This window comes from Pseudomonas sp. M1 (genome assembly GCF_022760135.1).
Classification (GTDB): Bacteria; Pseudomonadota; Gammaproteobacteria; order Pseudomonadales; family Pseudomonadaceae; genus Pseudomonas; species Pseudomonas citronellolis.
The window spans coordinates 3,389,692-3,402,001 of sequence record NZ_CP094343.1 but is presented as its reverse complement, the minus strand read 5'-3'; the positions used below and the strand labels follow the sequence as shown (position 1 = coordinate 3,402,001).

Here is a 12,310-nt window from a genome sequence, read left to right as displayed (position 1 = left end):
GCTTTCCGTAGGATGCGAGCTCTCCTATAATTGCGCCCATCATCCCTCCGCCATGGCGGCGCCGGATCCAGGCGCGGCAAGGTTCAACCGGCCCCCTCATGACTACCCCCCCTTCCCCTTCGAGCGATCCCGTGGCGCAGGCCGCCGCGCACTGGTGCATGCGCCTGCACGAGCCGGACTGCAGCGATGCCGAGCGTGCGCAGTTCCAGCAATGGCTGGAAAGCGACTCGCGGCATGCGGCCAAGTACGCCGAAGTGGAGAAGATCTGGAAGCTCAGCGCGCACCTGCTGGAAGTCCGCCCCACCCCGCGCACTACCGGCCGCCGCCCACCGCTGCCACGCCCACCGGCGGGCCGCCGCCGGCGTTCCTGGCGCAAGCAACTGCGCGCCGCCGCCCTCGCCCTGCTGGTACTGCCGGCCGCCGGCTACCTGGGCTGGCTGCAGGGCTGGGTGCCGGACAGCTGCCACCGCTACCAGGCCGACGCCACCCTGCGCAAAGTGCTGCTGCCCGACGGCAGCGAGGTCGAGCTGAACCTCAATACCCGCCTGTCCTATGCCAATTTCCGCGACGTGCGCCGGGTGGTGCTGGACCAGGGCGAGGCCTACTTCCACGTCAGCCACGACGCCAGCCACCCCTTCGTGGTGCGCGCCGCCAAGGGCAGCATCACCGTCACCGGCACGCGCTTCGACGTGTGGAAGTACCAGGACCAGGTCACCGTGACCGTCACCGAAGGCTCGGTGCGGGTGCGCAGCGAGAAGGACGGCAACGACAGCAGCCTGACCCCCGGCATGCAGGCCAGCTACCGCGCCGGCATGCTCCAGCCCCTGGTGGCCAGCGCCGACCCCGTCCAGGTCCTGGCCTGGCGCGACGGCCGCCTGGTGCTCGACGACCTGTCGCTGGGCGCCGCCCTGCCGCTGATCAACCGCTACCTGGACGCCCCGCTGGTGCTGGCCGACCAGACGGTGGCCAACCTGCGCATCGGCGGCACCTATCGCACGCGCAACCTGCAGGAACTGGTCAACGCCCTGCCCCGGGTGCTGCCGGTCGAGCTACAGCGCCTGGACAACGGCAGCATCCGCATCAGCAGCCGCTACGCGCAGTTGTAACAGCGCGCGAATAAAGCTCCGCCAGCCCTGTCGGCGCTAAATTTCCTTGGGCATCATCCGTCTTCCCGAAAGCGCATGCCTGGCCGCGCCCCCGCGGCGGCATGCCTTCCAAGCCCTGGCCGGAACCCCGAATGAAACGCCCCCGTCGTACTGGTCGCACACTGCTGATCGCAGCCCTTCTCGTCTCCCTGCTCGCCGTCGCCGCCTGGCAGACCCACCCCTTCGGCGGCGATGACCTGATCACCGCCCCGGTCGCCCGTGGCGACATCGAAAGCAGCGTCACCGCCCTCGGCACCCTGCAGCCACGGCGCTACGTGGACGTCGGCGCCCAGGCGTCGGGGCAGATACTCAAACTGCACGTGGAACCCGGCGACGAGGTCAAGGAAGGCCAGTTGCTGGTGGAGATAGACCCCTCCACCCAACAGGCGCGGGTCGACGCCGGCCGCTACTCCATCGAAGTGCTCAAGGCGCAACTGGCCGAGCAGCGCGCCCAGCACCTGCTGGCGCGCCAGCAATACCAGCGCCAGCAGCGCCTGGCCGCCGCCAGCGCCACCCGCGAGGAAGACGTGCAGACCGCCTACGCGCAGGTGCAGGCGACCCAGGCGCGGATAGACATGTACCAGGCGCAGATCCACCAGGCCAAGGCTACCCTGCGCAGCGACGAGGCCGAGCTGGGCTACACGCGCATCTATGCGCCCATGTCCGGCACCGTGGTGGCGGTGGACGCCCGCGAGGGCCAGACGCTCAACGCCCAGCAGCAGACGCCGCTGATCCTGCGTATCGCCAAGCTCTCGCCGATGACCGTCTGGGCCCAGGTCTCCGAGGCCGACATCGGCCGCGTCAAGCCGGGCATGCCAGCCTACTTCACCACCCTCGCCGGCGAGCGGCGGCGCTGGAGCGGCACGGTACGGCAGATACTGCCGGTGCCGCCCAAGCCGCTGGACCCGAACAACCAGGAAAGCACCGGCAGCAGCTCCGCCGGCGCTTCCAGCGGCAGCGGCCGGGTGGTGCTGTACACGGTGCTGGTGGACGTGGACAACAGCGACCACCAGCTAATGGCGGAAATGACCGCCCAGGTGTTCTTCGTCGCCGCCACCGCCCAGGGCACCCTCACCGCCCCCGTGGCCGCGCTGCATGAAGACGGCCAGGGTGGCCACTACGTCTGGGTGGTCGGGCGCAACGGCAAGCCGGAGAGCCGCAAGGTCGAGACCGGCATCAGCGACCGCCTGCACGTCCAGGTGCTGTCCGGCCTGCAGGAAGGCGAGCGCCTGCTGATGGCCGCCCCGGACAATGGCGAGGGCTGAATGAGCGAAACCCTCCAGGACATCCCGCTGATCGAACTGCGCGACGTACGCAAGCGCTACGGCGGCAACGGCAGCCCCGAGGTCGAGGTGCTGCGCGGCATCTCCCTGAGCATCCACCCCGGCGAGTTCGTCGCCATCGTCGGCGCCTCCGGCTCCGGCAAGTCGACGCTGATGAACATCCTCGGCTGCCTCGACCGCCCCAGCAGCGGCCGCTACCTGTTCGCCGGGCGCGACGTCGCCGAGCTGGACAGCGACGAGCAGGCCTGGCTGCGCCGCGAGGCCTTCGGCTTCGTGTTCCAGGGCTACCACCTGATCCCCTCGGCCTCGGCCCAGGAAAACGTCGAGATGCCGGCCATCTATGCCGGCACCCCGGCCCTGCAACGCCACGGCCGCGCCCGCCAACTGCTCGAGCGCCTGGGCCTGGGCGAGCGCACCGGCAACCGCCCGCAGCAGCTTTCCGGCGGCCAGCAGCAGCGCGTCTCCATCGCCCGCGCCCTGATGAACGGCGGCCACATCATCCTCGCCGACGAACCCACCGGCGCCCTCGACAGCCACAGCGGCGCCGAGGTCATGGCGCTGCTCGACGAGCTGGCCGCCCTGGGCCACGTGGTGATCCTGATCACCCACGACCGCGACGTCGCCGCCCGCGCCAAGCGCGTCATCGAGGTGCTCGACGGCGAGATCGTCAGCGACAGCGCCAATGGCGCGCCGTCGCAACCGGCCACCCCCGGCCTGCGCGCCGAGGAGCTGCGCGAGCGCCTGCTGCAGGGCAGCGCCGAGCCCGCCGGGGCCTGGCGCGCCGAACTGCTGGAAGCCATCCGAGCGGCCTGGCGGGTAATGTGGCTGAACCGCTTCCGCACCGCCCTCACCCTGCTGGGCATCGTCATCGGCGTGGCCTCGGTGGTGGTGATGCTCGCCGTGGGCGAAGGCAGCAAGCGCCAGGTGATGGCGCAGATGGGCGCCTTCGGCTCCAACATCATCTACCTCAGCGGCTACTCGCCCAACCCGCGCACGCCCATGGGCGTCGTCAGCCTGGACGACGTCGCGGCCATCGCCACCCTGCCCCAGGTGAAGAAGGCCATGCCGGTGAACGGCGGCGAACTGGTGGTGCGCCACGGCAGCCTCGACTACCACGCCTACGTCGGCGGCAACAACACCGACTTCCCGACCATCCTCAACTGGCCGGTGAGCGAAGGCAGCTACTTCACCGAACGCGACGAGGCCAACGCCGCCACGGTCGCGGTGATCGGCGCCAAGGTGCGCGAGAAGCTGTTCGGCAGCGCTAGCCCGATCGGCCGCTACATCCTCATCGAGAACGTGCCCTTCCAGGTGGTCGGCGTGCTGCAGGCCAAGGGCTCCAGCTCCGGCGACCAGGACGCCGACAACCGCATCGCGGTGCCCTACTCCGCCGCCAGCATCCGCCTGTTCGGCACGCGCAACCCGGAATACGTGATCATCGCCGCCGCCGACGCGCGCCGCGTGCACGAGACGGAAAAGGCCATCGACCGCCTGATGCAGCGCCTGCACCGCGGCCAGCGCGACTACGAGCTGACCAACAACGCCGCGCTGATCCAGGCCGAGGCGCACACCCAGAACACCCTATCGCTGATGCTCGGCTCTATCGCCGCCATCTCCCTGCTGGTGGGCGGCATCGGGGTGATGAATGTGATGCTGATGACCGTGCGCGAGCGCACCCGCGAGATCGGCATTCGCATGGCCACCGGCGCGCGGCAGAGCGACATCCTGCGCCAGTTCCTCACCGAGGCCACGCTGCTTTCGGTGGTCGGCGGCCTGGCCGGCGTCGGCATCGCCCTGGGCATCGGCGGCGCGCTGCTGCTGGGCAAGGTAGCGGTGGCGTTCTCCCCGGCGGCCATCCTCGGCGCCTTCGCCTGCGCCCTGGCCACCGGCCTGGTGTTCGGCTTCATGCCGGCACGCAAGGCCGCCCGCCTCGACCCGGTGGCCGCCCTGGCCAGCCAATGACGGACACCCGAATGAAAGCCCTGAGCCTACTGCCCGCCTGCCTGCTGCTGGGCGCCTGCGCCGGCGCCCCGCACCCCCTCGACAGCGGCATCGCCGCCCCGCCCGCCTGGCAGTATGGCGCCGGCGACACCCGCCGCGGCGAGCTGCAGCGCTGGTGGACGCGCTTCGGCGCCGGCGAACTGGACGGCCTGGTCCAGCGTGCCCTGGACAACAGCCAGGACCTGGCGGCGGCCATCGCCCGCGTCGACCAGGCCCGCGCCAGCGCGGTGATCGCCGGCGCGCCGCTGCTGCCGGAAGTCAACGCGCAACTGGGCGCTACCCGCGAGAAGCTGCTGCACGGCGCCGGCTACAGCGGCATCGACGCCAGCGAGGACGACAAAGCGGTGGATACCTTCAGCGCCGGCCTCAGTGCCAGCTACGAAGTGGACTTCTGGGGCGGCCGCCGCGCCGCCTACCGCAGCGCATTGCAGAGCCTCAAGGCCAGCGAATACGACCGCGCCACCGTGGAACTGACATTGGTGGCCGGGGTCGCCGACGCCTACCTGCAGGTGCTTGCCCTGCGCGAACAGCAGCGCATCGCCCGGCTCAACCTGGAGAACGCCGAGCAGGTCCTGGGCCTGGTGCGCAGCCGCCGCGAGGCCGGCTCCGCCACCGAGCTGGAGGTGGCCCAGCAGAGCGGCCTGGTGGCCGCCCAACAGCGCCAGTTGCCGCTGCTGCAACAGCAGGAGCGCGATGCCCAGGTCACCCTGGCCACCCTGATCGGCGAACCGCTGCCGACCCTGAAACTCGGCGGCCAGCCGTTCGACAGCGTGCAGTGGCCACGGATCGGCGCCGGCCTGCCCAGCGAACTGCTCGCCCGCCGCCCGGACGTCGCCCGCGCCGAAGCGCAGCTGGCGGCGGCCCAGGCCGACGTGCAGGTGGCCCGCGCCGCCATGCTGCCCAGCCTGACGCTGACGGCCAACCTGTCCTCCGGCGCCAACCACGCCTCTGACCTGCTGCGCACCTCCTACTACGACCTGGGCGCCAACCTACTCGCGCCCATCTTCAACCACGGCCGCCTGGGCGCCGAGCGCGACCGCCGCCTGGCGCTGCAACGCGAGCTGCTGGAGAACTACCGCAAGGCCATCCTCGGCGCCTTCGCCGACACCGAACGCTCGCTCAATGGCATCGACGGCATCGACCGCCAGCTGCACTGGCAGCAGCAGGAACTGGAACAGGCGCAGCGCGCCTTCGAACTCTCCGACAGCCGCTACCAGGCCGGCGCGGAAACCCTGCTCACGGTGCTGGACACCCAGCGCACCCTCTACCAGGCGCAGGACGCCGCGGTGCAGCTGCGCCTGGCGCGCCTGCAGGCGGCGGTGGGGTTGTTCAAGGCATTGGGGGGCGGCTGGAGCACTGGCAACGCCCTCTCCCGATTGCCCTGAAGCGCTTTCTGCCGCGTCGGCCTCCAAACAGCTATTGAGCGAAATATCCCTCAACGCAAAGAGAGTTGGCCGGCATTTCATTTAGGCGTCCCTCGATAGATTGCCGCTTTTCCCTGCGAGCCGAGGATGTCCGCCATGCCCCGCCAAAGCGACCTGCGCTTCACCTTCAGCGTGGGCGAAACCGAATTCGAGGTCATCGAATTCACCCTCGACGAGGGCCTCAGCGAGAGCTACCAACTGGCGCTGGAGTTGGCCAGCCGCGACCCGGCCATCGACTTCGCCAAGATTCTGGATGCGCCGGCACACTTCATCCTCTGGCAGGGCGAGCAACCGGTACGCCATGTCCATGGCCAGGTCAGCCGCTTCGAGCAAGGCACCACCGGCTTCCGTCGCACCCGCTACCGCGCCCTGGTCGAACCGCCCCTGGCACGGCTCGAGCTGTGCGCCGACTGGCGCATCTTCCAGCAAAAAACCGTGCCGGAAATCCTGAACCTGCTGCTCGCCGAGCACGGCATCGACCCCTACCAACAGAACCTCACCGAAGACCACCTCACCCGCGAGTACTGCGTCCAGGCCGGCGACACCGACCTGGACTTCCTCCTGCGCCTGGCCGCCGAGGAAGGTCTCTTCCACCGCTTCGAGCACCGCCCCGACGGCTGCACCCTGATTCACGGCGACCGCCTCTATATCCAGGGCACCATCGCCGGCGGCCCGGTACCCTACAACCCCACGCCCGGCGGCGACCGGCCCGAACCGGCCCTGCGCACCTTCACCTACGCCGAGCACGTGCGCACCACCCGCCAGACCCAGCGCGACTACACCTTCAAATACCCGCAGCACGATCAGCAGCACAGCGCCGTAGCCGAACGTCCACGCGCGGCCGAGCAGGACTACGAGCACTATGCCTATCCCGGCCGCTACAAGCAGGGAGAAAGTGGCGAAGCCTTCTCCCGTGACCGCCTGCGCGGCCTGCGGGGTGACGCGCAGACCGCCACGGTCGAAGGCGACGACCCGCGCCTGGTCCCCGGCCTGGCCTTCGACCTCATCGGCCATCCCCGCCAGGACTGGAACCACGGCTGGCGCCCGGTGCACATCCGCCATGAGGGCCGCCAGCACACCAGCCAGGCCGAAGAGAGCGCCGGGGCCGAGAGTGGCACCTACTACGGCTATACCGCCCAATTGGTGCCCGACCGCATCGAATGGCGCCCCGCGCCGCGGCCGCGGCCACTCATCCCGGGCCCGCAGGTGGCCACCGTCGTCGGCCCCGAGGGCGAAGAGTTCCACGTCGATGAATTCGGCCGCGTGCGCGTGCAGTTCCCCTGGGACCGCGAAGGCGCGCACAACGAACACAGCTCCTGCTGGATTCGCCCGCTGCACGGCTGGGCCGGCAGCGGCTGGGGGCAAATCACCCTGCCGCGCATCGGCCAGGAGGTCATCGTCGACTTCCTCGATGGCGACCCGGACCAACCCGTGGTCGCGGGCCGCAGCTACCGGGTGGGCAACCGCCCGCCCTACGAACTACCCAGGCACCAGGTGCTCAGCACCCTCAAGAGCAAGGAACACAAGGGCCAGCGCGCCAGCGAGCTGCGCCTGGACGACACCACCAGCGAAATCAGCGCCGCGCTGATGAACGACCATGGCCAAAGCCATCTCCACCTGGGCTACCTCACCCACCCGCGGCCCGACGGCGGCCAGCCGCGCGGCGAAGGCTTCGAGCTGCGCACCGACCTGCACGGCGCCTTGCGTGCGGCGCAGGGCATGCTGCTCAGCACCGAGGCACAAGCCAACGCCAACGGCGGCCTGCTCGACCGCGCGCAACTGGTCAGCACCCTGGAGGCGGCGCTGGAGCTGGCCAGGACCCTGGGCGACTACGCCGGTGAACACCAGGGCCTGGCCCACCAGGCCAAGCCCCAGGAAAACCTGACCGAGGCCGTGCGCGCCATGGGCCATGGCGCCAACGACCAGGCCGACGGCGGCGGCAATGGCAGTGAACCGGTCATCGCCCTCTCCGCCCCGGCCGGCATCGCCCTGGCCAGCCCGCGCAGCATCGCCCTGGGCGCCGGCGAGCACATCGATGCCGTCGCGCGCGAGCAGGTGCAACTGACCGCCGGCGAACAGATGCTGCTCAACGCCGGCCAGGGCCTGGGCACCTTTGCCCAGAGCGGCGACATGCGCCACATCGCCCACCAGGGCGAACTGCTCCTGCAGGCGCAGCACAACAGCGCACGCCTGGAAGCCGACCAGAGCGTGGAGGTCTCGGCCAGCCAGGAGCACATCATCGTCAACGCCAAGACGCACCTCACCCTGCTCTGCGGCGGCGCCTACGTGAAGATCGCCGACGGCAATATCGAGATGGGCATGCCGGGAGATTTTGTCGTCAAGGCGGGCAAGCACAGCCTGGTGGGGCCGGGTTCCGCCAGCCTCCCCCTGCCTCGATGGTCGAAAAGCGATGCCGGCAACTGGATCGAGATCAACCACCGCGGTGCCGACGACCAGCCGTTCGCAGGGCAGGAATACCGGATTCTTTTCGAGAACGGCCAGAACATCACCGGGAAGCTCGACGCCCAGGGGTGCGCCCGCCACGAAAATGTGCCCGAGAAAGCCGTCAAGGTCGAATACACCCCCCTCGAACCGCGTGAGGATTCCACCTGGGAACCCCTGCGGCACCTGATCGACGCAGCCCGAAACAAGCTGGGTTAAGGACGACCTATGTGGGAAGAACTCGAAAACGCATTGGCCTGGTACGCCGCCGCCCCCGCGCGCTGGCTCGGTAGCGCCCGGCAGGACCTGGGCGCTGCCGCCGAATGGCTCTGGATCGTCCTGCAAGGGGACTTCGCCGAAGAGCAGAGTACCGCCCAGGTGGTGACCGGCACGGTGATCTCGATGATCCCCATCGTCGACCAGTTGTGCGATGTGCGCGACCTGGTGGCCAACTGCCGGAAGATCAACGCCGACAGCAGCAATCATTGGGCCTGGATCGCCCTGGTCCTGACCCTGATCGGCCTGTTTCCCGTGCTCGGCTCGCTGGCCAAGGGCTGCTGCAAGATCCTCTTCGCCTACGGGCGCCAGTTCGCCGTGCGCTCCGGCGCGGCGCTGAAGGCCGAAGGCTTCTGGGACGCCAGCCGGCCCTTCGTCGAAGCCGGTATCGGCAAGCTCAACCAGCACCTGCAAACGCCCGCGGTGCGTCGTAGCCTGCGCGCCCTGAACATCCAGAACCCCTATCGCTGGCTGGCCGGCAAGCTGCGGGAAGTGATCGCGCAGCTCAAGGTGGCGGAACTGACGAAGGTCTTCGACGAACTGATCGATGCCCTGCGCCAACTACTCGACCTGGTCCGGCGCTGGGGCAGCGCGGCCATGGCCAGCCGCGCCGGGCAGTTGCTGGAGTCCGTGCTGAACGTACGGCGCATGGCCAACCAGAAGCTCGAAGGCCTGCTCGGCCCCGTGCGCGACTGGCTGGAGCGGCTAGCCCGCCGCCTGGATATCGAGGCGGACATGAACTACCGGGCCCAGGTGAACGCCCGGAATCACCACGGGACGCCACGCCTTCAGGCGGAAGACGATGCGCTGGAGTTCGAGCGGAACAAGCCGGAGTGGGTGGATAAGACGGGGGAGTTGGTTCACAAAGAAATGGCAAAGGCTCCTTCGAAACCCGGCTGGCCGGATATCAGCAAGACAGCCCCTGGACCACTGGGTAACGCCTTCGAAACTTTCGAGGACGCCCTACCGGTGACTCTGCAACCTGGTGAGAGGTTGTACCGTGTGGTGGCACCCAACTCCTTCGATAACAGCATCTGCTGGATGCGCGAGGCCGAGTTCCTCGCCCTGAGCGGTCGTGACGACTGGCGTCGCCGCTTCGCCGTCTGGCGCTACTGGAACCGCAACGGCGAGTATGTCGTCTACACCGTGCCGCCGGGCAAGGGCCTGAATGCCTGGGAAGGGCCGGCTGCCAGCCAGAAGCTGGAAGAGGCCAGTCCCTATGTCCTCGAAGGCGGCGCCATGCAGATCGTCCTCGATCCCCGGCAGTTGCAGCCAGAGCACCTTAGCCGGCGCCGGCCCACCCAGTGGGGCTACAGCGACTTCCCCGGCGAGAGCGATGAATTCCTCGGCCTACCCAAACTGACCAACCATATCGATGGGCGCAACCTGCCACCCGATTCCAAACTCGATCTCTGAAAGGATGCCTTATGCCGACCCCTTTGAGACCCCAGGAAATCTACCTGCTCGAACGCTTCAGTTCCAAGGAGTACTACCAGCAGATGCAAGACGCCTGGGCGGCAATGCTCAAACATGTGGAAGACTGCCTGCAACGCTTCATGCGGCAGTTACCGACGGACTACCGCAAGCGCGGCCTGCCGATGCAACCGGATATCGTCTGGGGCGACACCGTATTGCCGAACTTCCGCCGAACTATGGATGCGCTGAACAAGTGCTTCATTAATCTGACCCATGGTGATTACAGCAGCTTGCTTGCGGCTCATCGAGTTTCAAATGACATGCGAGGCCAGCGGGAGTATTGGAGCGGCTGGCTGGACGAAGTGGAGCCCGGTGCGGATGACCAATACTGGGGCCTGATCGGGCGGGCTTCGCACTTCGCTGGGAATATTTTGGCAACCGCTGAAGCATATTGGGTAACAACCTTTCTAACCACCGGATACAGCGAAGAGCGCGGCCCCCTTGACCCTCCTCCCGCCTGGCCACGTTATCGCCTGAATCCCCAGGTACAGGTCCGTACTGGAGAGCCGGTTCCGCAAACAGGTGTCTACCTGCCCGATGTGGATGACGCCAGTGCACAGTTCCTGATTGCTTCCCACCATTTCACCACTTATACGCGTAACGCTCCCAAAGCCTGTGTGGGACTGAGACCAAGCGGCCTCAACTACGCCTCCCAAGAGCCAACCCTCTGGACCCTGGTCGAACGTGTACCCGGCGAGACCGTGCCCTTCGAAGAAGGACTCGGCCCCTTGCCCGTGCCACCTGTTTACGCTGGCCAGCCCTGCCCACGTGCCGGCTTTTGGTACACCTTCGCCCAGCGCGATTCGCGCCGCCACTTCCAGCAGGGTGAGATTTTCCCCGAAGTGCCGCGCGGCCTCGCCAAGGGCCATGTGCTCTGGCTATGGGATGAAGAACAGGACGGCACACCAGCGGTTTTATCCTCCAGCGCTGCCACGGTCGACCTGCCCGCGCCAGTGGCGGATACCCCCAGCGCGTTTGCCAACAGCGGCGAACCGGCGCCCCACGCAGGGCTGTGGCAGGCGCTAGACAACCCCAGCGTTCAGTTCCGCGCCGGTCAGGCAGGCGAAGTCTTGCCTACCTACCAGGGCCAGCCGCTGCGCTGGCAGTGGATCGAACAGCCCGGAACAGGTTTGCGCGCCACCTCCGGCCAGCCTTGTCCCTACCCTGGCGTATGGAGTTGCGAGGACTGGCCAACCGGTAAACAGACCTTCATGCATGGTGTGCCCCTGCCACAAGTGGAAGGGCGCAACGTAACCTGGAAGCTGGTACGCGGCAGTTGACGACGATGCCCACGCCCTTGAGACCCCAGGAAATCTACCTGCTCGAACGCTTCAGTTCCAAGGAGTACTACCAGCAGATGCAAGACGCCTGGGCGGCAATGCTCAAACATGTGGAAGACTGCCTGCAACGCTTCATGCGGCAGTTACCGACGGACTACCGCAAGCGCGGCCTGCCGATGCAACCGGATATCGTCTGGGGCGACACCGTATTGCCGAATTTCCGCGAAACGATGATCTATGTGGACCGAGGCTTTATCAGCCTGACCCATGGCGATCATAGCGGCCTACTCGGAGCCATAGGTGTCCAAGGTGATTTACGAGGTGTCAAGGATTACTGGAGCGGTTGGCTAGATGAGGTGGAACCTGGTGCCGAAAAACAATATTGGAACCTGATCGGGCGGGCTTCGCATTTCGCAAGTAATATTCTGGCAACTGCTGATTCCTACTGGGATAAAGGGAACCTCTCGACACGCTTCAATCCCTCCGTTCGTGGCCCACTCGACCCGCCCTCCGTCTGGCCAGGCTATCGCCTGAATTCCCAGGTACAGGTCTGTACTGGAGAGCCGGTTCCACAGACGGGTGTCTATCTTCCGAACTTGGATGATTCATGCGCACAGTTCCTGATCGCCTCCCAACACTTCACTACCTATCCACGCAATGCTCCTGAAACCAGGGTCGGTTTGAGCCCTAGCGGTTTTCAATGTGCCTCCAAGCAGCCAACCCTCTGGACCCTGGTCGAACGTATACCCGGTGAAACCGTACCCTTCGAAGAAGGACTCGGCCCCTTGCCCGTGCCACCTGTTTACGCTGGCCAGCCCTGCCCACGTGCCGGCTTCTGGTTCACCCTCGCTCAGCACGATTCGCGCCGCCACTTCCAGCAGGGCGAGATTTTCCCCGAAGTGCCGCGCGGCCTCGCCAAGGGCCATGTGCTCTGGCTATGGGATGAAGAACAGGACGGCGCATAGGCGCTTTCAACCACTTCT

The 12,310-nt window shown here is 67.3% G+C and carries 8 protein-coding genes; all 8 read left to right on the top strand.

From position 1 onward, the window contains the following. Nucleotides 1-98 precede the first annotated feature (98 nt). The 8 genes from PM1_RS15060 to PM1_RS15025 all read left to right on the top strand — a co-directional run bounded on the left by PM1_RS15060 (nucleotide 99) and on the right by PM1_RS15025 (nucleotide 12,292). On the top strand, nucleotides 99-1,106 hold the full coding sequence (locus tag PM1_RS15060; protein ID WP_043300495.1) for a FecR family protein: 1,008 nt from the start codon (nucleotides 99-101) through the stop codon (nucleotides 1,104-1,106). 131 nt (nucleotides 1,107-1,237) lie between these two features. Further along, a complete protein-coding gene (locus tag PM1_RS15055; protein WP_009622019.1) occupies nucleotides 1,238-2,410 on the top strand; it encodes an efflux RND transporter periplasmic adaptor subunit in 1,173 nt (390 codons plus the stop codon). Further along, the gene (locus PM1_RS15050) at nucleotides 2,411-4,390 is read left to right on the top strand and encodes a MacB family efflux pump subunit (protein WP_009622021.1); all 1,980 of its coding nucleotides are present in this window, start codon (nucleotides 2,411-2,413) and stop codon (nucleotides 4,388-4,390) included. Nucleotides 4,391-4,401: 11 nt separating this feature from the next. After that, nucleotides 4,402-5,814, top strand: coding sequence for an efflux transporter outer membrane subunit (locus tag PM1_RS15045; protein WP_009622022.1), 1,413 nt, complete (start codon nucleotides 4,402-4,404; stop codon nucleotides 5,812-5,814). Between the two features lie 135 nt (nucleotides 5,815-5,949). Continuing rightward, nucleotides 5,950-8,514: a type VI secretion system Vgr family protein gene (locus PM1_RS15040; protein WP_024128923.1), complete on the top strand. Its 2,565-nt coding sequence runs from the start codon at nucleotides 5,950-5,952 to the stop codon at nucleotides 8,512-8,514. 9 nt (nucleotides 8,515-8,523) lie between these two features. After that, a complete protein-coding gene (locus PM1_RS15035; protein ID WP_009622026.1) occupies nucleotides 8,524-9,987 on the top strand; it encodes a hypothetical protein in 1,464 nt (487 codons plus the stop codon). Nucleotides 9,988-9,998: 11 nt separating this feature from the next. Then, the gene (locus PM1_RS15030; RefSeq protein WP_009622028.1) at nucleotides 9,999-11,327 is read left to right on the top strand and encodes a hypothetical protein; all 1,329 of its coding nucleotides are present in this window, start codon (nucleotides 9,999-10,001) and stop codon (nucleotides 11,325-11,327) included. Nucleotides 11,328-11,332: 5 nt separating this feature from the next. Beyond that, nucleotides 11,333-12,292 carry a hypothetical protein gene (locus PM1_RS15025; RefSeq protein WP_084229712.1) on the top strand — a complete coding sequence of 320 codons (960 nt, stop codon included), beginning with the start codon at nucleotides 11,333-11,335 and terminating at the stop codon, nucleotides 12,290-12,292. The last annotated feature ends 18 nt before the right edge of the window (nucleotides 12,293-12,310 follow it).